Source organism: Paenibacillus sp. JT31N7 (assembly GCF_059692095.1).
Genome location: NZ_JCAUAT010000002.1, coordinates 502,556 through 524,100, shown reverse-complemented (window position 1 = coordinate 524,100; position 21,545 = coordinate 502,556). Strand labels below are relative to the sequence as shown.

General features: G+C 51.8%; 18 protein-coding genes and 1 pseudogene. 14 read left to right on the top strand and 5 right to left on the bottom strand.

Annotated features, from left to right (window positions below):
* Positions 1 to 14: 14 nt before the first annotated feature.
* Together AC58P5_RS12680 and AC58P5_RS12675 are read left to right on the top strand one after the other, a co-directional pair.
* On the top strand, positions 15 to 1,076 hold the full coding sequence (locus AC58P5_RS12680; RefSeq protein WP_497386928.1) for a glycoside hydrolase family 18 protein: 1,062 nt from the start codon (positions 15 to 17) through the stop codon (positions 1,074 to 1,076).
* A gap of 57 nt (positions 1,077 to 1,133) precedes the next feature.
* Positions 1,134 to 1,955 carry an alkaline phosphatase family protein gene (locus AC58P5_RS12675; RefSeq protein ID WP_497386926.1) on the top strand — a complete coding sequence of 274 codons (822 nt, stop codon included), beginning with the start codon at positions 1,134 to 1,136 and terminating at the stop codon, positions 1,953 to 1,955.
* A 194-nt stretch (positions 1,956 to 2,149) separates the two neighbouring features.
* On the opposite strand, the gene AC58P5_RS12670 is transcribed toward AC58P5_RS12675, so the two are convergent.
* From AC58P5_RS12670 to yhbH, 3 genes are all read right to left on the bottom strand, one after another.
* The gene (locus tag AC58P5_RS12670; protein WP_497386924.1) at positions 2,150 to 2,794 is read right to left on the bottom strand and encodes a hypothetical protein; all 645 of its coding nucleotides are present in this window, start codon (positions 2,792 to 2,794) and stop codon (positions 2,150 to 2,152) included.
* Between the two features lie 245 nt (positions 2,795 to 3,039).
* Positions 3,040 to 4,464, bottom strand: coding sequence for a SpoVR family protein (locus AC58P5_RS12665; protein ID WP_497386922.1), 1,425 nt, complete (start codon positions 4,462 to 4,464; stop codon positions 3,040 to 3,042).
* Positions 4,461 to 5,621 carry a sporulation protein YhbH gene (gene yhbH, locus AC58P5_RS12660; protein WP_497386920.1) on the bottom strand — a complete coding sequence of 387 codons (1,161 nt, stop codon included), beginning with the start codon at positions 5,619 to 5,621 and terminating at the stop codon, positions 4,461 to 4,463. The genes AC58P5_RS12665 and yhbH overlap by 4 nt, the downstream gene beginning before the upstream one ends.
* 198 nt (positions 5,622 to 5,819) lie before the next feature.
* Here yhbH and AC58P5_RS12655 point away from each other — a divergent pair, with 198 nt between their 5' ends.
* The 3 genes and pseudogenes from AC58P5_RS12655 to AC58P5_RS12645 all read left to right on the top strand — a co-directional run.
* On the top strand, positions 5,820 to 6,113 hold the full coding sequence (locus AC58P5_RS12655; RefSeq protein WP_497386918.1) for a Dabb family protein: 294 nt from the start codon (positions 5,820 to 5,822) through the stop codon (positions 6,111 to 6,113).
* A 121-nt stretch (positions 6,114 to 6,234) separates the two neighbouring features.
* Positions 6,235 to 7,143, top strand: coding sequence for an aldo/keto reductase (locus AC58P5_RS12650; RefSeq protein ID WP_497386916.1), 909 nt, complete (start codon positions 6,235 to 6,237; stop codon positions 7,141 to 7,143).
* A gap of 89 nt (positions 7,144 to 7,232) precedes the next feature.
* Positions 7,233 to 7,406, top strand: a pseudogene (locus tag AC58P5_RS12645) (cell wall hydrolase); the annotation flags it as partial.
* Between the two features lie 243 nt (positions 7,407 to 7,649).
* Here AC58P5_RS12645 and AC58P5_RS12640 read toward each other — a convergent pair.
* Together AC58P5_RS12640 and AC58P5_RS12635 are read right to left on the bottom strand one after the other, a co-directional pair.
* Positions 7,650 to 8,687 carry a metallophosphoesterase family protein gene (locus tag AC58P5_RS12640; protein WP_497386914.1) on the bottom strand — a complete coding sequence of 346 codons (1,038 nt, stop codon included), beginning with the start codon at positions 8,685 to 8,687 and terminating at the stop codon, positions 7,650 to 7,652.
* Between the two features lie 99 nt (positions 8,688 to 8,786).
* On the bottom strand, positions 8,787 to 10,250 hold the full coding sequence (locus AC58P5_RS12635) for an aminotransferase-like domain-containing protein (RefSeq protein WP_497386912.1): 1,464 nt from the start codon (positions 10,248 to 10,250) through the stop codon (positions 8,787 to 8,789).
* A 142-nt stretch (positions 10,251 to 10,392) separates the two neighbouring features.
* On the opposite strand from AC58P5_RS12635, the gene AC58P5_RS12630 reads away from it, so the two are divergent.
* The 9 genes from AC58P5_RS12630 to AC58P5_RS12590 all read left to right on the top strand — a co-directional run bounded on the left by AC58P5_RS12630 (position 10,393) and on the right by AC58P5_RS12590 (position 21,479).
* Positions 10,393 to 11,718, top strand: coding sequence for an MFS transporter (locus AC58P5_RS12630; RefSeq protein WP_497386910.1), 1,326 nt, complete (start codon positions 10,393 to 10,395; stop codon positions 11,716 to 11,718).
* Positions 11,719 to 11,978: 260 nt separating this feature from the next.
* Complete coding sequence (locus AC58P5_RS12625; protein WP_497386908.1) at positions 11,979 to 12,938, top strand: hypothetical protein; 960 nt, start codon at positions 11,979 to 11,981, stop codon at positions 12,936 to 12,938.
* Between the two features lie 15 nt (positions 12,939 to 12,953).
* On the top strand, positions 12,954 to 13,205 hold the full coding sequence (locus AC58P5_RS12620; RefSeq protein ID WP_009677159.1) for an acyl carrier protein: 252 nt from the start codon (positions 12,954 to 12,956) through the stop codon (positions 13,203 to 13,205).
* 41 nt (positions 13,206 to 13,246) lie between these two features.
* Positions 13,247 to 14,935, top strand: coding sequence for an NAD(P)/FAD-dependent oxidoreductase (locus tag AC58P5_RS12615; RefSeq protein ID WP_497386906.1), 1,689 nt, complete (start codon positions 13,247 to 13,249; stop codon positions 14,933 to 14,935).
* A gap of 19 nt (positions 14,936 to 14,954) precedes the next feature.
* Positions 14,955 to 16,229: a cation:proton antiporter gene (locus AC58P5_RS12610; protein ID WP_497386904.1), complete on the top strand. Its 1,275-nt coding sequence runs from the start codon at positions 14,955 to 14,957 to the stop codon at positions 16,227 to 16,229.
* A 30-nt stretch (positions 16,230 to 16,259) separates the two neighbouring features.
* Positions 16,260 to 16,517, top strand: coding sequence for an acyl carrier protein (locus tag AC58P5_RS12605; RefSeq protein ID WP_009677174.1), 258 nt, complete (start codon positions 16,260 to 16,262; stop codon positions 16,515 to 16,517).
* A gap of 41 nt (positions 16,518 to 16,558) precedes the next feature.
* Positions 16,559 to 17,278 (top strand): class II aldolase/adducin family protein, encoded by a 720-nt coding sequence (locus tag AC58P5_RS12600; protein ID WP_497386902.1) that lies wholly within the window; start codon positions 16,559 to 16,561, stop codon positions 17,276 to 17,278.
* 1 nt (position 17,279) lies between these two features.
* A complete protein-coding gene (locus AC58P5_RS12595) occupies positions 17,280 to 20,168 on the top strand; it encodes an AMP-binding protein (protein WP_497386900.1) in 2,889 nt (962 codons plus the stop codon).
* 66 nt (positions 20,169 to 20,234) lie between these two features.
* Positions 20,235 to 21,479, top strand: a complete 1,245-nt coding sequence (locus AC58P5_RS12590) for an LL-diaminopimelate aminotransferase (RefSeq protein WP_497386898.1) — start codon at positions 20,235 to 20,237, stop codon at positions 21,477 to 21,479.
* The last annotated feature ends 66 nt before the right edge of the window (positions 21,480 to 21,545 follow it).

Below are 21,545 nucleotides of genomic sequence, written 5' to 3'. Positions count from 1 at the left end.
AGGAAAACGCCGCAATGAGCAAACCTTATGTAGTAGCGGGCTATGTCGTCGATGCCGGACTCCCGGACGTAACCGGGGAAGATCTCGGCAAGCTGACCCATTTGAATGTGGCTTTCGGCCATGTCCGGGAGGATGAAATCCGGATCGATCATCTTGCCCATCTGGATCAGCTAACGCGTTTTAAAACCGTCAATCCGGAGCTCGTTCTGCTCCTGTCCGTCGGCGGATGGGGAGCGGGCGGATTTTCCGAAGCCGCTTCAACCGAAGAAGGCCGGAGACGGATGGCGCAATCCGCCGTGGAGATCCTGCTGGCGCATCCGTTCGACGGGATTGATCTGGACTGGGAATATCCCTGCTACTCCGCCGCAGGCATCCAGTCAAGCCCTGAGGATAAGCGGAATTTCACGCTGCTTCTGCAGACGATCCGGGAAGCGATAGACGAACAGGGAGAGAAGGACGGACGCCGTTACCTGCTGACGATTGCGGTGGGGGCCGATCAGTATTATCTGGACGGCACGGAGATGGACCAAGTGCACCGGTATCTCGATTTTCTTCAGGTGATGACATACGACATGCGGGGCGGCTTCCAGGTTCTCACGGGACATCATACGAATCTTTACAATTCGACGGGGGATTTGTTCCGCATCAGCACGGAGACGTCGATTAACCTGTACCTCGGTGCAGGCGTACCGCGCGATAAAATCGTGGTCGGCGCCGCTTTTTATTCCCGTCAGTGGGAGAAGGTGCCGGATGCGGCTAACGGGCTTCACCAGATCGCCGGAGGCTCGGGCGGTTACGGGCCGAATTATACGACGCTTGCAAACGATTATATTAACAAAAACGGCTATGTCCGGCATTGGGACGAGGAAGCGAAAGCGCCTTACCTTTTTAACGGCAGCACGTTTATCACCTATGACGATGAGGAATCTCTGCATCATAAGTGCCGGTATGTCGAGGAAAACAGCCTGGCCGGCATCATGTTCTGGGAGTACGGCTGCGATAAAACCGGCCGCCTGCTGGACAGTCTGCACCAAGGCTTGCATAAAACGATTGACAGCGCTTCAAAAACCTTTTAAGATCAAATAAAACAACATAAAGACACAGAAAACCATATAAGAGCAGGTGAACCGCGTATGGCAAAAACGATTGTCCTCGTATTGGACGGATTGCGTTACGACGTCATGCTCTCCTCCATGGGTTATTTGAATCATCTTGTGGAGAAGTCGCAGGCCGCTCTATACAAGGTAAAATCGGAGCTTCCGAGCCTCTCCAGGCCGCTTTACGAGGTACTTCTGACAGGGACGCCGAGCTACATAAACGGGATTACGGCTAACCACGTCGTCAGGCTGTCCCGTTTTCCGAGCGTCTTTCATTTGGCCAGGCAGCAGGGTTTAACGACAGCCGCAGCGGCTTATCACTGGGTGAGCGAGCTGTACAATTCGGCACCGTTCGATTACGTGTCCGACCGCATTCAGCACGACGAGAGCAAGCCGATTCAGCACGGTATGTTCTACTATGAGGACTCCTATCCGGATTCCCATCTGATCGGGGATGCCGAGTATTTGCGCCGGACGTATGACCCGGACTTTCTGTACATTCATCCGATGAACATCGACGATGCGGGCCACAAATTCACGTCCGATTCCGCCCGGTACCGGGGCCAGGCTCTGCATATGGACGGACTGCTCGCCGTTCTCCTGCCCGTGTGGATGGAACGGGGCTATCAGATTCTCATCACATCCGATCACGGCATGAATGAAGACGGGCATCACGGCGGAACGGGAGAGGCGGAGCGGGATGTAGGTCTCATCGCCATCGGAGACCGGTTCACGCCCGGCGTGTACACGGACAGTTACCTGCCGCAACTAGCGGTCGCTCCTCTGATCTGCTCCCTCCTCGATATTCCAGTGTCCGCTCCTATGTCGGACATTCCGGTAACCGGCTTCCGCAAGTAGGCGGGAGGGATTTTCCCGCACTTCGGCGCCGCAAACAAAACCCTGTCTGAACCGGTTGATAACCGGAACGGGCAGGGTTTTGTTTTGGTCGGTTCGGAATCAGGCGCGACTTACAGGCTAAAAATCTATAGATTTACAAGTTACAGACGTGCAAGCCTAACTTGGCTCTTCTGCCGTAGTCTGCAGGTTTACTATCACTTTTTTTGTCTGCGTGGAAAAATAATCAATCCAATTAATAATAAAATACCTCCGGTAATCGCGATGGCTACTGGGATAGCTGTGGCAAGAGGGTTACCGGAAGCATAGTTGATATTAGAGTAATATCCGATCATAGGGGCGCCACTATTTTTAATTAAATAAGTATCTAAAGGATCGGCAGGACGGTTCTCGTTAGTTACATGTCTTACGGTGATTTTTTGTTGATTATCCATATAATATATATTCCAACTGGCTTGCTCCTTTATTGTTTGCACAATTGCTACCCAATCATTTTTATTGCTGGACTCCTGATTTTTGTGGATATTGAGAACGTTCACCCAAACACCGCGAGTATAGTTTCCATCTTTTGTGGGTTCAACATCTGCCGATCCAGGTAGTTTTTCTCCATTCAACCATACTTCTACATGTATAAGATCGTCTTTAGGTGTATCAATAACTTCTATATTAGTGTTGTTTATTTCCAAGGCATTCTTCGTAACATCTTGTTGCGTTATCGTATAGGTCGTGTTCAACGAGCGTTGAATTTGTTTCTCTCTGTACATGAAATATAACGGATTACTAGCAGCCAAAATTATCATTATACCCAGTACAATTAGAAATATGGAAGAAAATTTCTTCATAAAAACAAGCCACCTTTAGTAACTATTATAGGGGTTAGTAATTTCATCGTAACCTATGTATTTAGAGGATAGTAGTTCTATTTTTAATAGATTTAACTGGTCCTAAGTTGGGTTTTAAGTGTCTAGTTTCGTTCGGACCGGATCGAACCGCAGCAAAAAACCTGCCTGACCGCGGCCCCTATGCCTTTGGTCAGACAGGCTTTTATTGACTGGACCAAGGTTGTTCCCTTGCCGTCCAATCTCTTCTACATAAACTTCCGATGGCTCTTCTTCCCGTCGTACGAAAACAGCACAGCTTTGTCTTCCACCACGCTTTGCAGGTAGACGGGTTTGCTCCATAGCCGGTACAGGTACGGCAGCGTTTTTTCCACGTATTTCAGGTCGAGCTCGACGCCTTCGTACGAGTGCCGCAGGTACAATTCGCCGTTTCGCTGGTAATCCCCGTCGTAGACTTCCAGATAAGGAAAACCGCCGTTAACGCGGGAATATACCAGCTGATCCCGGATACTTTTCCAGGTCTTGTCGGTGATTTTCCATTCCGGTCCCTTTTTCTCGAACACGTACAGATCCAGGTCTTCGACCAGCTCTTTGGTCATGTAATTGCGGATAAAAGATGTGTCCGAATCGAATTCGCGGACCTCGAAAATTTTGCTTCGGCCTTCGCCGCCCCGTCGTCCGTATTTTTCCCGTTCTTCTTCTTTCGGATTGTCCCAGCGTTTCTCGATATCCTCGAAAATTTTGAGCCCGAGGTAGTAGGGATTAAGCGAGTGCCTGGACGGCTGGACTACGCCCGAATTCAGCTTGGAGTACTCGATCGTCTCCTCCTCGGTCAGATCAAGCTCCCGCAGAATGCGCTGATGCCAGTACGAAGCCCAGCCTTCGTTCATGATTTTGGTCTCCATCTGCGGCCAGAAATAGAGCATCTCGTCCCGCATCATGGTCATAATATCCCGCTGCCAGTCCTCCAGATGGGGGGCGTTCTCCTCAATGAACAGGAGAACGTCCTTCTCCGGCTTCGGCGGAAAACGGACCGGCTGGTTTTCTTCCTCATCCGGTTCCTGCCGCTCCAGATCCCACAGGTCTTCGTAGCCGGTTTTGGGCCTGCCGTTCCTGCCGAGCTTGTCGTTCTCCCTGCCGTCCTGTTCCTCCGGCTTCCTGCGGGCCGGCTTCGTCAGGCTCGGATCGACGTGCTCCTGCACGGCCAGCACGCAGTCCAGAAACTCCTCGACCTGCCGGGTCCCGTACTCGATCTCGTATTGGCGCACGCGCTCGGCGGTAGCCGACATGCTTTCCACCATATTGCGGTTGGTGCGGGAGAAGCGCGCGTTGTTTTTGAAAAAATCGCAGTGGGCGAGGACGTGCGCAACGATCAGCTTGTTCTGGATAAGCGAGTTGCCGTCGAGCAGGAAAGCGTAGCAGGGATCGGAATTGATGACCAGCTCGTAAATTTTGCTGAGCCCGAAATCGTATTGGGTCTTCATCTTGTGGAACGTTTTTCCGAAGCTCCAGTGCGAAAAACGGGTCGGCATTCCGTAAGCCCCGAACGTATAAATGATATCGGCGGGGCATATTTCATAGCGCATCGGATAGAAGTCAAGGCCGAAGCCTTCGGCGACTTCCGTAATTTCCGCAATCGCATGTTCAAGCTGACGGATTTCGTCCGGTGTCAAATGAGTTCGCCTCCCTCGGTGCGGGGTGTGAAGAAGGATCGGAGCGCCTTGTACACTTCGGATTTTTCCCGGATGATGTAATGCATGAACTTCGGTTGATGAATATTACGGTAAGCGGACATGAGCGTCGAGCTGCGGTTGTACTGGTTGACTTCGCCGTAGCCGAACATGTTGGAACGCTCCATTAACTGTCCGATCAGCTTTACGCAGCGTTCGTTGTCCGAAGTGAGATTGTCGCCGTCCGAGAAATGAAACGGATAAATGTTGTACTGCTCCGGCGGATACCGGGAGTCGATGATGTCCAGCGCAGCCTGGTAAGCGGAAGAACAGATCGTACCGCCGCTTTCGCCTTTTGTAAAAAACTCCTCCTCCGTCACTTCTTTCGCTTCCGTATGATGGGCGATAAACACGATTTCGACATGCTCATACTTCGTCCTTAAGAAACGCGTCATCCAGAAGAAAAAGCTCCGGGCGATAAACTTCTCGAACGATCCCATGCTCCCCGACGTGTCCATCATGGCGATGATCAGGGCGTTGGAATGGGGCTTTTCCACTTCGTTCCACGTTTTGTAACGCAGATCGTCCGGCGAAATGCCGTGAATGCCGGGATCGCCCTGCGTGGCGTTGCGCCGTAAATTTTCGAGTATCGTCTTCTTCTTGTCGATGTTGGACATGATGCCTTTCTTGCGGATATCGTTGAAAAGCACTTCCTTCACCGTAAAATTCTTCTTATCTTTGGGCTGCAGGAACGGCAGTTCCAGCTCTTCGAAAAGCAGAGCCTGAAGCTCCTCGAACGAAACCTCGGCCTCGTAATAATCCTCGCCCGGCTTATCGCCGGCTCCTTCGCCCTTGCCTCCTTTGGAGGTAGGCTGTGGATCTACGCCGAGAACGTCACCGACTTGACTGTCGCCGTCACCCTGCCCGACATGCTTGCTTTTCTGGTAGTTATATCGGAACCGGTACTCGTCGAGTGAGCGGATCGGGACTTTGACAACCTGCTTGCCGTTGGACAGAATGATGCTCTCATCGGACACGATGTCGGGCAGATTCTGTTTGATCGCATCGCGGACTTTTTCCTGGTGTCTCGTCTGGTCCTGGTAGCCTTTGCGGTGAAGTGACCAGTCCTCTCGGGAGACGATAAACGAAGAGTCTGTCATGATGGGCACCTTCCTTGTGGAATATGGGGCACAGTTTGGCCTGTTGTTAAGTAAGTATATTCACGGGAAGGGACGATATGTGATCGGGAGCGAGATAAAATGTGAGGAAAGGGGAATATGCCTGACGGCGCGCCGGGTTAGCAATAAAAAAACGATATGGTATACTGAAAGCATTACGATTGGAAAAGAGGGAATCCATTGATCGATCATATCGTGCTTGTAAAATTCGGCGAATCCACGACGCAGGAGCAGCTTCAGGACGTTATCGCCAGATTTAAAGCGTTGAAAAACCACCTGACCGGCGTTATTGACCTGCGGGCGGGCTTGAATTTCTCCCCTAACAGCCAGGGGTACCAGCTGGTCCTTTCCGTCCGCTTCGAGAACCAGGAGGCGCTGGAAGCTTACGGGCCTCATCCGGAACATCAGGCGGTCGCCGCTTATATCCGCGAAGTCGGACGTTTGGACAGCATTGTGGTTGACATCCGTATCTGACCGAAGAGCAAAACCGAAAACATAAATGTACATATGAAGCCGTGTGCCGGATGGGTGCCGGCTTCCTTTTATAACCCGGGAACGCAATATGAATACGAACTGAGGAAGGAAGAATCCGTTTATGAAAAAGAATCGTCTGGGACAATCCGATCTGTTTATAAGTGAAGTCGGGCTCGGCTGCATGTCTCTCGGGACGGAGGAGAAAAAGGCGGTCGAACTCGTCCACCGGGCTCTGGATCTGGGCATAACGTTTCTCGATACGGCCGATTTATACGACGATGGCCGCAATGAAGAGCTCGTCGGCAAAGCCGTCCGCGGACGCAGGTCCGAGGTTGTGCTGGCGACGAAAGTCGGCAACCGGCGCATTCCGGGCCAAGAAGGGTGGACGTGGGATCCGTCCAAAGCCTATATCAAATCGGCTGTAAAAGACAGTCTGAAGAGGCTGCAGACCGATTATATCGATTTGTACCAGCTTCACGGCGGAACGCTGGAGGACCCCATCGACGAGACGATCGAGGCCTTCGAGGAGCTCAAGGAGGAGGGGCTCATCCGCCATTACGGGATCTCTTCGATCCGGCCGAACGTTATCCGCGAATATGTGAAGCGCTCCGGTATCGTCAGCGTGATGAGCCAATACAGCATCCTGGACCGGCGGCCGGAAGAAGAGGTGCTGCCCCTGCTTGAGGACAAGGGCATCAGCCTGATCGCCCGCGGTCCGGTAGCCCGGGGCATTCTTACCGCCAGCGGGGAAGAGAAAGCCGCTCAGGGCTACCTCGATTACAGCCCGGTAGAACTGCCGCAGGTACGTCGGCAGCTGCTTGAGGCGGCCGGCTCCGATAGGGATCCCGGCCATATGGCCATCCGCTACGCGCTGGCCCATCCGGCGGTAGCCGCCGTCATCCCGGGGGCCAGCTCCCTGGAGCAGCTTGCGCACAACGCGGAAGCGGGAGCGGCAGCGCCTCTGTCCGCGGAGGAACTGGCGGAGATCCGGCGGATCTCTAAAGCGTCCCGCTACGTGCAGCACCGCTAGAAAAAAGCACCGCCGAAAATTTCCGTTCACTCATTTGGGCTCCGTCTAATATCCTCTCTGGAGAGACGACACAAATGAGGTGAATGGGAATGGCTGTTGTTAAAGCGACGGAGAGCGACATTAATCCCCTGGCCCGTCTGCTCCGCGCGGAAGCGGAGGGGGAAGGCGAGAAGGGACAGACGCTCGTCGGCAACGTGGGAATCAACCGGGTCCGGGCCAACTGCTCGGATTTCAAAGGACTGCGGACGATCCCGCAAAGAGTGCGATAACGTGTCCAACACGTTTTGATTTTGTTCCATAGAAAAAGCCCCCTGCACACAGAGGGACCCAGCGGCAGCCGGACGGGAATTTCATTCCTCGACGGCTTATTTTGTTTGGCCTGGATCCTAGTGCGAGGGGAGCTTTAATAACGCCCTTTGACAGCCGGACGCAGCGGCTCATTCCGGTTTCAACCTGCCTGCGTTACGTCTACGTCTGCGGCAAGGCATGTCCGGCCGGGACGGGGCTTAGTCTACGGGTTTTTTGAGCGGGACGGTCCAGTCTGCGGCGCCGATCCAGCTTTCATTGCTGAACTCCCGGCCGCGTACGCGGACCTCATGCTCGTAAACCTGGATGTACATCCCCTGAGACAGCACTTTGGAGCGGCTGCGCCCTACGGTTGAGTTGCTGAACCAGTGAAAGGTGGCGTGGCGGGTATAATGGTTGGCCGTAAAGTCGCGGTGCGTATGACCCGAGAACACGAATACGTTGGGATAAGGGGCAAGAATGGCGCGAAGCTCGTTGGCCCGGATCACCCGGTGGGTGCCGCCGTCGGAACCTTCCTGCGGAAGAGGCTGGTGAATCATGACGAGAATGGGGAGATGTTTCTCCAGTTTCGTCAGCTCGGCTTTCAGCCAGGCCAGTTGGGCATCCGAGTACCAGGCTCCTTCGCCCGCCTCCGGTTTTTCCTGCACGTAGGCTTCCTGGGACAGCAGGAACACCGGAATTCCGCCGGCTTCAAACTTGCCGTAAGGACGCTCGGTTTTCATAAAAGCCTGAAAACGCTGCCTCGACTGCGCATCCGTTTTACCGTTGGGCTGCGTTTCCGTGGCGAAGCTTCCTTTGCCGTCAATCCAGATGTCGTAATAGTCGTGATTGCCCATGTTGGCATATAAAGGAGGCAGCTTGAAGCCGCTGAGCACGCCTTTGAGCTGCTTGTAATCTTTGTCCGAACCGTACTCGGTCAGGTCTCCTCCTAAAATAAGGGCGTCCCCGGTATGCTCCGGTTTTACGAGATCGGCCAGCGCTTTCTTCAGCTTATCGGAGGTCCCGGAATCATAAGGGGTGACATGCAGGTCGCTCAGCAGCCAGAAGGACGCGAGCAGCTTTCCCGGGCCGGCAGGCACCGGAGTCGGAGCCGCGGACGGTCCGGTGGGAGGGGCGTTCAGCCCCGGGCCCAGTTCCTTGGAAGCGCCGCGGGTAAAAAAAGAGTAGAAAGCGGCGGCACCGAGAGAGGCCGCCGCAAAAGCACCCGCAAGGGAGCGGAGGAATTGCCGTCTGTTCATGTCTCACTTCCGTTCGGAGGTAGTTGTGCCGGAGCACGCAGTCTCCCTACTCATACGGAATACGGGCCAATCGGTTACACCTGCGGCGAGGAAAAGCGGCTATAAAACCGCGTTTTCGAAAGCTCGCCGTATTCTGCGGATTCCTTCGACAATTTCATGCTCCAAGATCGAGGCATAGGTGAGTCTGAAAAATCCTTTTTTCATGCCGTAAATGCTTCCGGGCCACAGCATGACGCCTTCTTTTACAGCCAGATCGACCAATTGTTTGTCTTCCAAAGGCAGATTGAGTTTGAGCCAGACGTAATATCCCCCCGGTGCGTTACGATTTCCGCCGAAAACGGATGCGTACGGAGAAAGCTCGCGCTGCAGCGCGTTCAGCATTGTATTTCTTCTTGCCGTCAAAGCTTCGCGGATGGAGATCAGGGATGGAACGGACGAAGGAGAGGTCATGTAGAGCTGCGCGAGCCGTTCTCCCGAATGACTGGAACTGTAGCCCATACGGTTTTTGGTCTCGGCGAGTTTGGCGATCACCGGAGGAGGAGCTACAATCCAGCCGGTACGCATGCCGGGTGTTGATATTTTGGACAACGTTCCGAGGTAGATGACAATTTTGTCCCCTTCGGGCGCTGCTTTTAAAGGCGGAACGGGCGGCGAGCCGGACAGATGAAGCAGGCCGTACGGGTCGTCTTCCACAAGCGGAAGCCGAAGCTGTTCGCACAGATCGATGAGTTTGGCGCGGCGGGCCGGACTGAGTGTTGTGCCTGTCGGATTCTGATAGGTGGGATTCGTAAAAACCATGCGGATGTTGTGCTTGTGAACCAGACGCGGAAGCTCGTCCGGGATCAGGCCTTGTTCGTCTACGGGAAGCGGGAACATGCGGATACCGGATGATGAGAAAACCTGCATGGCATAGATGTAGGAAGGCCCTTCGAGAGCGACTGCGTCTCCGGGCTGCAGAAGAGTGTTGGAAATGAGCTGGAGCGAATGCTTCACTCCTGATGTGACCAGGATGCTTTCGGGAGAGGCGGAGATGCCGGACCGGGTTTTCATAAAATCGGACAGGGCTGCTCGCAAGGCCGGTTCGCCCCGTTTATCCGAAAAATAGCTGTAGGTCTGCGCATAGTCGATTTGAGACGCGAGCTCGCCGAGCAGGCTCAGCGGCATCAGATCCGGGGACAGCTCCCCTTTAATCATGTTTACGATGCCGGGTATGGAGGCGGCTTCGCCGATTTTGTCGGTTATCGCCGCGTTGGGATTGAAGAAACGCCGTCCCAGATAATGATCCCAATTCGGCGCGGTCTGGACGGTAGTTTCCCATAGGCTTTCGCTGACCCGGGTTCCGCTGCCCTGTACCGAGTAAACCAGTCCCGTAGCCCGGAGTTCTTCGTATGCGGCCGATACGGTGCTCCGGTTGACGGACAATTGGAGCGCAAGCTCTCTTTCTGTCGGAAGCCGGGTGCCTGGCGAGAGCTCTCCTTTGAGGATCTGTTCCTTGAAATACGTACAAATTTGACGAAATATAGGGGTGTGGTCATAAGGCCGCGGTTTCCAGCTCATATTCATGGCTAACCCTCCTTGTTTCGTTTATTATACCGCATGAGGGGATTGGATGGGGAAAAAAACTGGGATTGGCTGGTGTGTCTACATAATTTAGGCGATATACTGAACTTACTCGCTACTACATGACGAGGGTGAAAGGAGTTAGATGCGTTTGCTGTTCAAAGAGCAAAAATATGCCTGGTTTCTGCTGGCATTCTTATGGGTTTTCGGTTTTGTCGGATCTTTGGGCAGGTTCGTCATGGCTTATTATCAGAAGGACATTTCGGAAACGCTGGGCGTAGGACGAAGCTTTCTGGGCGCCACCTGGTCAACGGCCATTTTTATCGGAGCAATCAGCGCTCCGCTCGGCGGCTGGTTGATCGACAAAATCGGCTACAAGAAAGTCATGATTTATAGCGCGATCGCCAACCTGCTTTCTCTGGCTATCGTCCTGCTTTTCCGGAATCCCGTCGGTTACTTTCTCGGGTTCGGATTGATTACAGGCATAGCGGGTATAGGGGCCTCGGCCAGCTATGTGTTGGTCGCGAACTGGTTCAAACATCACCGCGCCAAAGCGTTAATGATCATTGGCAGCGCGGGTTCGCTCGGATTGGCGGTGCTTACTCCCATCCTTGTCAGCAACAAAAGCTGGCTGAACTGGACAACGGTATACACCGTGCTGTTTATTATCTCGCTCGCGTTTATCCCCTTGATTTTATTGATTGTCCGTTCCAACAAAGAGGCACCCGAAGAAGAGGTGCCGGCAGCACCCGTACAGGACACATCGTCTCCTACAAATAAGGAACCCGGTGAAGAACAGTCACCGGCTCCGGCAGCACCCGTCTTTTCCCTGAAAAAGATGTCGGAAGGCTTTAAGGCTTTCCTGCTTTACCTGACTCGCCCGGTAATGCTGGTCATTATGTTCGCGCTCCTTACCTGCGGAATCAGCATGGGTACCGTCGAAATGAACCTGATGGCCATTCACCAGCTGGCCCACGTGCCGGATATGATGATGTCCTCGTCCCTGAGTCTTCTGGGACTTCTGGAACTGGTAGGAGGCGTTACGTTCTCCATTCTTCTGGACTACATGCCGCGTGTCAAAGCACTTGCTTACTTATATTTCTTCCGCATTGCCGCTTTCGCGATCCTGTTCTTCCACTTCGATTATTCTCCCATTCTCTTTTCGCTGATTTTCGGAGCAACATACCTTGGCGCTGTGCCTGGAGGTATTCTCGTTGCCGGAGAAGCATTGAATGAAGGAAAGAAACAAATCGGCCTGCAGACGGGAATTCTCCTGCTCATTCATCAGCTGGGCGGAGTCGTTGCGGCAATCGCCGGCGGGCTTAACTTTGACCTTGCGAATGACTATCAATTCCTGATTGTGGTCAACGCCGTTTTCAGCTTAATCGCAGCCGCGGGATATTTTGTCCTTTACCGCAAAGGAATCGGGGCCAAGAAAGCTCCAGTTCTTACCGGCGAGGTCGGCGCCTGATCAGTAACTTTCAAGAGAGGCGGGGACAGGCTCCCGCTTCTGCTTGACCGGCGTTCTAAGTCCGGCTTGTCGTTTACCCTACCGGAAGAGCTTGTGCTTCGATCTTTCTGTGCCGTCGGTGTTTTTCACGGTGCGCACTAGAGATATATAATCTATATCGCAACATGAGAAGGTGAAGAAAGCGAGGTGCCGGCATAAGAAGCTCTTTTTTTTAAGCACAAAATGGATATTAATAGAATCTAAGGAGATGATTTTAAAATATGAAAATAATACCAAGGTATGATGAAGATTTTTTTAACTGTGTGGAAAGTCATTACGTCAGCTATTGGAAAGCAGAAGGCATTCCGGTTGAATATATGTTTTACGGCGCCTTGGAAGATACCAGTAACGTCTACGATCATTTTATCGAAAAAAGGGACAACCGCTGGCTTTTTCACGACAAAAAACACGTTTTGGACGATATTCATCATTTCGGCCTGACATTACGCCAGGAGAGAATCGAAACGTTCCAGGAAGCGGAGCCGAAAATTATCGAAGCGCTGGATGAGGGGAAAATCGTATTTTTCTTCATCGACGGATACTACTTCAAACACCGCACCTTTACTTATCTCCAAAAGCATGAAGCCCACTGCATGATGATTTCCCAGCTCAGTCACGAGGGCGGAAAGAAGTGGTTCATCCAGGACCATGCCCAGCCGGATTTCTTCGACTACTACCCCCATGAAACGGTTGAAAAAGCTTATGACGATAATCCCGTAAAACAATTTGTCAAAGAAATCATGATTTTTGACATCGACCGCGAACGGGCGGCCAATCCTGAACTCGATCAAATCAAAGCGAAATTCGAGCTTTGGCTCCACGAATGCCGCGACGATTTTAAAATTTACCAGCAGGCTGTCGATTTTCTGGAAGCCAACCGTACGGACATCTCCAAGGTAGAAGAAGAACTGGAGGCGTACCAGAATGCGTTTTTCTTCCTTTACAGCTCCCGGCTTCTGTTCAGCCGATTCCTCGATGTTATGAACATTGAAACCTCCATCCGCGAATCTTTAAATGAAAGCATCCAATTGAACGACCGAATCCGTAAACTGATTACCAACTACAAAATTCTGGGGAAAATCAGTATTCCCAAAATTACGGAAGCATGCGACAGACTCTACGAAATCGAACCTCAAATGATCCGGACCCTGAAAGAAGAGCTGCTGACACAAAAAATCTAGGAGGAGTCAACTTTTATGAATCCAATCGAGCACAAAATCAGAGAAATTCTTACACAGGCGGACATCGCCGTCGACCAGATCGGAAGCAATGACGATATGACCACAATGGGGCTTAACTCGTTAACCCTGATTAAATCGATGCTGGAGATCATTAAGTTTTACGATCTCGAAATCGATGAGGAAAGCGTGGAATTTTATAACATCAAAACGATTCAGAACATGGTGGACTTCGTATCCGCGAATGTAGCCGAGAAAGCCAACGCTTAACAAAAAAAGAGGTTTTAAATAGGGAAGGGGCATTCAATTTAATGGAAAACACAGCAACAGCAAAACACTACGATGTGATTGTAATCGGGGCTGGAATCGCGGGAACGATCCTGTCCGCCATATTGGCCAGACAGCAGCTTAACGTGCTCGTTATCGATGCGGCGACTCATCCGCGTTTCGTTATCGGGGAATCCATGATTCCCGCCACATCTTTTATGATGCGGATTATGGCCGAACGCTACGATGTGCCGGAAATCATGCACTGCAGCACACTTCCGTTTGTTCAAAATCATATCACATCAAATTCCGGAACAAAACGTAATTTCTCATTCTTCTATCACCGTGAGGGACAAACCCAGAATCCGAAAGAAAGCACCCAACTGCCAGTTCCTAATATCCCGTACGGGCCCGAGGCTCACTTGTTTAGACAGGATACCGATGCCTACATGATGGCGGTGGCCATTAAATACGGCGCCACAGTGAAACAGAAGACGATGATCTCCGATATCGACATTCACGAGGACGGCGTAAACATTAAAACGACGGCGAACGAAGAGTTCAGCGCCAAGTATATCGTAGACGCCAGCGGCTTCAATTCCGTATTGGCGAAGCGGCTTGGTCTGCGCGAAGAGCCGTCCCGGATGAAAACGAAATCCCGTTCCCTTTTCACGCACATGGTCGGCGTAAAACCGTTCGACGAAATTACAAATAAGGATGAGCACAAACTTCCCAACCGGATTCATAACGGTACTCTGCATCATATCTTTGACGGGGGCTGGCTGTGGGTAATCCCGTTCGACAACAATGCGAAATCGACCAGTATCCTTTGCAGCGTCGGTCTCCAGTATGATCTTACCCGCAATCCGTCCATACCGGACAAAAAACCGGAACAGGAATTTGCGGACTTCCTCGAAGCTTATCCCGATGTCAAAAAACAGTTCGAAAACGCCAAGCCGGTAAGAGAATGGATTTCCAGCGGCGGCCGACTCCAGTATTCCGCAAGCAAAGTCATCGGCAAGCGCTTCTGTCTGCTGGCTCATGCTTCCGCCTTTATCGATCCGCTGTTTTCCAGGGGCCTTGCCATTACGACGGAAACGATCAACTCGCTTGCCCAGCGGTTAATCGACGCCGTAAGGGAAGACGACTTCAATGAAGAGCGCTTCGAACCGGTTTCCCGTATCATCCAGCAATCCTATGACACGAACGACCGTCTCGTTTCCTGCTCGTACACAGCTTTCCGTGACTTTAACCTCTGGAATGCCTGGTACCGCGTATGGGCGCTTGGACAAGCTTTTACCTCTCTTCGTCTGACCCAGGTTCTTTCAAAATTCTACAAAGAAAGAGATATGCAAATTCTGCTTGATATCGAGAAAGCTCCATACATCGGTTCCTTGTGCGTAGATTTTGCGGAATACCAGCCTCTGTTCGAAAAAGTAGCCTCGACGGTGGAAGCGGTCCGTGACCACGGGCTTTCTACGGAAGAAGCGACCAAGCGGATTTACGGCTACTACGAAGAAGCGCAAAGCTTCATTCCGGATCAGTATGAAATTTTAAACCCGGAGAAGCGTCATATATCCAAGATGGATATGCTTTCCCTGTATGAAGTGGTTATGTGGGGGGCACAGCAGGCGCCGGAGACAATCCGTAAACTGTATTTCGATATTGACGAATCTTTCTTAAAAGGAACGAAGGAGCCGGCTTCCAATGAGGTTCCCGTTACGACGGTATAACGTCGGGAGGCTTTAAATCATGCATCTTCTTCTCAATGTAATAGTCGCTCTGATTCTCATTCTTACGTCTGCGCGGATTATGGCGAGAGTGGCGGTCCTGCTGAAATTTCCTTCTGTAATCGGGGAGATGGTAGCCGGGATTCTTCTCGGACCCACCTGCTTCATGTATTTCTTTCCCGAGATCGGCAAATCGGTATTTAATGCGGATGTCGGCAATGTGATCTACATTTTAAGCAATTTCGGCCTGTGCCTGTATATGCTGCTCGTCGGTATGGAGATGAAAGGCATCGACAAGAAATCGTTCCGGCAAGCCGGCATGCTCGCTTCATCGGGAATTATTCCTCCCTTTCTGCTTGGGGGAGGAATCTCCCTCTTCCTGTATGCGTCCCTGGCGCAGCAGCAGATTACCCAGCTCGAATTTTTCCTGTATATGGGCGTCGCCTTATCCATTACCTCTATTCCCATGCTAGCGAGAATCCTGGAAGAACAGGGGCTGCTTCAGTCCCGTTTTGCCTCGCTTACTATGCTGGCGGGAAGTATAGACGATGTCATTTCGTGGTGTATTCTGGCTGTCGTGATCGTCATGGTACAAGCCAAAAGTATGTTCACCGGAGTGTCGACTCTGTTGTATACCATTTTGTTCGTTCTGATCGTACTGTTCGTCGTCAAGCCGCTGATGCAGCGTTTTGGCGCAAAGGTCCAGAAGGCCGGCTTTTTGTCGCACGGAGGGTTGGCTTTAGTGCTGTTATTGACTTTGGGTGCGAGTTTCGTCACGGAATTCATCGGCATTTATGCCGTCTTCGGCTGTTTTATTCTGGGACTGGCCATGCCGCGCAGTGAAGTGTTTCTCAGCGAAATGAACGTTAAAATCAGGGACATTACCGTCGTCTTTTTTCTCCCGCTTTATTTCGCCTATTCGGGTATGAAGACGAATCTGCTGGATCTGTTCAGCGCCGATATGCTGTTGCCGTTCCTTATCCTGCTGCTTTGCTCCATTCTGGGCAAATACGGCGGATGCACGCTTTATATGAGAAAGATCGGATTCAGCTGGAGGGAAGCCTCCGCAGTCGGCGGTTTGATGAATGCCAGAGGTCTGATGGAGCTGGTCGTCATCAATATCGGGATGACATACGGAATCATCACGCCCAAGCTTTACGCCATGCTCGTACTGATGGCGCTAGTGACTACCGCTCTCGCTATGCCGATCTACTCCTTATCCATGGGGACCAAGTCCCGTTCGGCTTCGACGGTATTCCCTCCCAAAGTTCAGTACCGTACAGAGGACGGGGGATAGGAACATCAATCTGAAGAAGGTGGGAAAACGATGAATATTCAAGACAAAATCAAACAATTTATTATGGAAGCCTCCGACGGCAATGTGACGCCTGAGGATCTGGAAAGAGTAGGCGACGATATCGGAAGACTGGGGCTTGACTCCCTGGCGAAGATCAAAATCGTCGTTCTGCTGGAAGAAGCTTACGATATTGAGACCGAAGTGGAAGAAATCAGTCCCGAAGTGCTCAATTCCATTTCACGTCTGGCGGAGTTCATCGAGCAGGAAGTCCAAAAAATTTCTGTATAACTCTCTTTAATCATTCTTCAACCGGAAGGGGACTAAAATCAGTGAGCCAGTTTATTGAAGAGATGGTTTATGCCTCTCAAATTTTGTACTTGGAGGGACATAACGACATTAACAACGGGCAAATTTCATACCGTGACCCCGAAACGGGAAACATCTGGATTCGAAAGGGATTTCTGGGCTGGGAAGAAACGACGCCGGACGATTTTATCCTCATCGATGCCGAAGGCAACCGTTTGAAGGGCGAGGGGCATATTCCTTCGGAATGGCCGCTCCACACCGAAGCCTACAAAGCGAGGGCCGACGTGAACTGCATTATCCATTCGCATCCCCCGTATTCGATGATCTTCAGCGCCACGGAGTTGGACCTTCGTCCGGTCACGCACGATGCTACGCCGATTATGAATACACAGCGGTTTACGTTGACTACAAATACGGTAACGAATCCGAATATTGCGGCACAGGTAGCCGAGTCTCTCGGAAAAAGCAATACGCTGCTGCTCAAAAACCACGGGCTGGTCGCAGTCGGTAAAACGATTCCGGAAACCGTCTGCTGGGCGGCCGTTCTGGAGAACGCGTGCAAGCTGCAGCTTATCGCCGAATCGACAGGTGTTCCCTACACATGGACGGAAGGCCACGAGATCAAAATGAAGAGCAAAATCATCTTCGGCGCGACAGCGATCCGGGAGTACTGGGCCTATTGGTGCAGGAAGGCAGACCGGCATTTTAATCCCCATTCCAAAAACCATTTGGTAGGAGTGTAACATGACCAATCAACTGTTAACTCAAGAGGATGTTCTGTCCATTTTCTACAATTTAAAAGGCCGGGAATACGTCGGAAGCAAATTTTCCAAATCTCCCCGTCCCGAAAGACATAAAAACTTCGAAGGCCCCTACACCCGTCTGAAAACATCCGTTTTTAACAAAATCAATGAAGATATGCTGCCCAAAACAGGGTTAAGCATTCTGGAGCAGGTGCTGCTCAGCTCTTTCAGTGTCACGTCGGTTAAATTTTACGGTTACCAGTCTGAAATGCTGTGGTCGTTCCCGTCTGCCGGAGGCTGCTACCCTGTCGACGTATATGTTATTGTCCGTTCGCTGGACGGTGTGGAGCCGGGCATCTACTATTACTCGCCTCTCAATACTTCTCTTCATAAAATCGCCTGCGCCGATTCCCTTTTTCTGCTGGATGAGGCGATCCTGCCACAGGACCAGGACGCGGATTATTACATCATGGTTTCGGCTGTCCCTTGGCGCAGCTGCTGGAAATACTCCCATCGCGGTTATCGTTTCAGTTTCATCGACGCAGGCCATGTCCTGGCGAATTTTCAAACGATCTTCCATTCGCTCGGCGTAAATTTCACCACGTATACCGCGTGCAAAGATCAGCATATCAAAACGCTGCTTCATCTGGACAGCCATGAAGAACCGGTCGGCATTATCGCTGTCAAGCAGCACGAAACTAAACCCCGGGCCGTGCAGCAGGCCTATCGCGGAAACTATCAAAGCCGCTGCATTACTACGTTCGACAGCGGTTTGTCCGCTTTCGATTGGGAACCGATCCGGTTGTACCAGGAAAAGGTGCGCCAGTCTCTCCAGCATCAGCAGCCGTCTGAGGATTGGACGGTACGCCATCATATCCCGGCGGAATGGAACGATTACAATGAGATGCTGCGTCTGATCATCGAGCGCCGCTCCAGCTCCTCCTATCTGCCGGTTGAAATTCCGCGTCACGATTTCATCCGTCTGCTGGAGTTTGTAAACAGCCTCGGTATGCCGATCCGCATATTCTGCGTCGTCCATGCCGTGGAGGGAATGATTCCGGGCACATATGAATTCAACGGCAGCGAGCTGAAAATGATCAAGGCCGGCGATTTCAGAGCCCGCTCCACGCAGCTTTGCTTCGATCAGGAATTCGTACACGATTCGTCGGTCCTGTTCTTCTTTGCGATCGATAAGTCCCAGGTGAATGACAAAAACTTTTACACGTATCAGCAAAGACTGGTGGATATGGGAATTCTGGCTCAAATGATCTACCTGAAATCGGGAGAATTGAAGCTGGGTTACTCCGCGATCGGCGGTTATTACGACGAAGAAGCGAAGGAATTGTTTAACCTCGGGGAAAACATGGACCTGCTCTACTCCGGTACGCTGGGCAAAGATGACATTAACTCCGCCTTCAAGGTTAAAATGGACCGCTACTATCTGAACAAACCGAAAGACAGCGAAGAGGTAAAGGGTGATTCGCCGGCTCAAAACGAGCGCATCATCGACAAGCTGTATGAAGCGGTTTCGAAATACGGACCGAAAGAAGCGATCCGCTTTGCGGATGAAAGCTATACGTACCACCAGTTCTGGAACCAGGTGGAGAAGACGGGCGCGTGGATCAAACAGCAGATTCCGAAGCAATATCCCGTCGGCATTTCCATGAAGAACTGCCCGAACTATTTGTTCGCATACTACGGCCTTCTTCTGGAAGGGTACATCCCGATGCTGATCGATCACACCTTCACCCAGGATGAGGTGGACAATCTCTGCTCCTATTACAACATCGGGTCCCTTCTTACGCTTGACGGCGAAGGCCGGATTCAAGTGCAGCTGCGGGAAGAGAGCTTCGATTCGTTCGACGAGGACGAATTTGCGAATGTGGCGACCTGCCGGTTCTCTTCGGGTACGACAGGCCGTCCCAAATGCCTGATGTTCACCCATGATGCGGTGATCAATGCCGGAGTAAACTGGGCGAAGGCCTCCGGGATCACTTCCGCCGACAACGTGCAGGTGACCGCGCTGTTCCATAACGGACTCGCATTCAATACTTCCCTGCTTGCCGTATTCGTGTCGGGCGCCTGCCTGTTTATCGCGAAGCAGATTACACCGAAGTCGATTTGGGAAACGGTGATGAAGGAAAACATCTCGATTCTGGTCGCCTTCCCTGTCGTCTACGATCTGCTGAACAACTCGAAATATTGCAAACCGGGACACAGCCTCCGCTTGTGCTTGTCCTCGGCGGCTCCGCTCCACCATGCTGTGAAGCAGGCGTTTCTGGACAAAACCGGTATGGAAATCTGCGATTATTACGGTATCGTCGAGGCGGGTCCTTGCACGTTTAATAACGGCAGCAAGGAAGCTTCGCTGGGTACGCCGGTTCCCGGAGTCGATATCCGGATCGTGAACGAAGAGGGCTTTGCCGTTGCGGACGGTGAATCGGGCATTATACAAGTCCGTTCCTCCTCCATGGCCAAAGGCTACTATAAAGCCTCCTTCCCGTTTGTCATATCGCCGGATGGCTACTACCAGACCACGGACAGAGGTTTTATAGAAAACAATCACCTGTACATTAACGGCCGTTCTTCAGACATGATCAACGTCGCCGGCAAGAAGATGGACCCGCTTGAAGTGGAAAATGTCCTGCTGAAGCTGTCCGGAGTCCTCGATGTCGCAGTCGTGGGTATCATGAACGAGCGGAAGACGACCGAGTATCCGGTAGCCTTCGTCGTACTTGATCCGGGTGTGACGATCGACGATCTTATCGCACACTGCCAGCAGTATCTGGCCCCGTTCAAGCTGCCGCAAAAATTCGTCATGACAGATAGCATTCCGCGCAGCGGAGTCGGCAAAATCAAACGCAAGGAATTGGCGGATTCACTGTCATAAGCAAGCTCCCGCACCGGCGGGGAAACACCGCCGGTGCTCCATAAAACGCATAAATGAGGGATAATCATGCTCGTTCTACAAGATTACATTCAAAAGTCCTTTGCGGACCGCATCGGAGGAGACAAGTTCGGCAAAGGAAACGAGGTCTATAAATTCGAGAAGATCAAGCGCGCCAAGGCGCAAGCATTGAAGGAAAAACCAGGTATCCCCATTATCGATATGGGATTGGGGGAGCCGGACTGGATGGCCGATAAGGAGGTCGTTAACGTTCTCTCCGCAGAAGCCGCCAAACGGGAGAACCGGTTCTATTCGGATAATGGGTCGTTCGAATTCAAGGAAGCGGCTGCCGCATACATGGAGCAGGTTTATGGTGTAAAGGGGCTTGACCCCGCGACGGAAATCAACCACTGTATCGGCTCTAAGCCTGCCTTGGCCCAGATTCCGGCCGTTTTCATCAACCCGGGAGATATTACGCTGATGACTGTGCCAGGCTACCCCGTTATAGGCACTCACACCCAGTGGCTGGGCGGGGAAGTGGTCAAGATGCCGCTTCTGGAAGAGAACGGCTATCTGCCCGATCTGAATGCCTTGTCCGACGAAGAGAAGAAAAGAGCGAAGCTGCTCTACCTGAATTACCCGAACAATCCGACCGGTGCCGTTGCTACCCGGGCGTTTTATGAAGAAGTCGTTCGCTTCGCCAAAGAAAACGAAATTATCGTCGTTTCCGATGAAGCATATGCCGCTTTGACGTTTGACGGTGAACCTCCGTTGTCGTTTCTGTCCGTTCCGGGAGCCAAGGATGTAGGCGTTGCTATCCAGTCCTTGTCGAAGGCGTTTAACATGACAGGCTGGAGACTTGGTTTCGTGGTCGGCAACGAGCTTGTTCTTAAAGCATTTTCTTATGCGAAAGACAATCACGATTCCGGACAGTTTCTCGCGATACAGAAGGCAGGCATCTACTGTCTGAACCATCCGGAAATTACGGAGGCTACCGCAGCCAAATATTCCAGACGGCACGGTCTTCTAGCCGAAGCTTTAGGCTCGGTCGGTTTTAAAGTACAGAAGCCAAAAGCGACCTTTTATTTATATGCGCGAGCTCCTAAGGGAATAGAAGACGGCCCCCGTTTCGACAGTGCGGAGGACTTCTCCCAATATCTCATTACCGAAAAGCTCATCTCCACCGTGCCTTGGGACGACGCAGGCGCCTATGTGCGTTTCTCCGTCACGTTCGAAGCGGAAGGTGAGGAGGAAGAAATAGCATTGATCGACGAACTGAAATCGAGGCTGCACGGACTCCGGTACATCTGGTGATCCCGGCGCAGAGACAGCTTGTATAGAACAGAGGGCTGCCCTCAATTTGAAGAAGGAGTGAAGGCG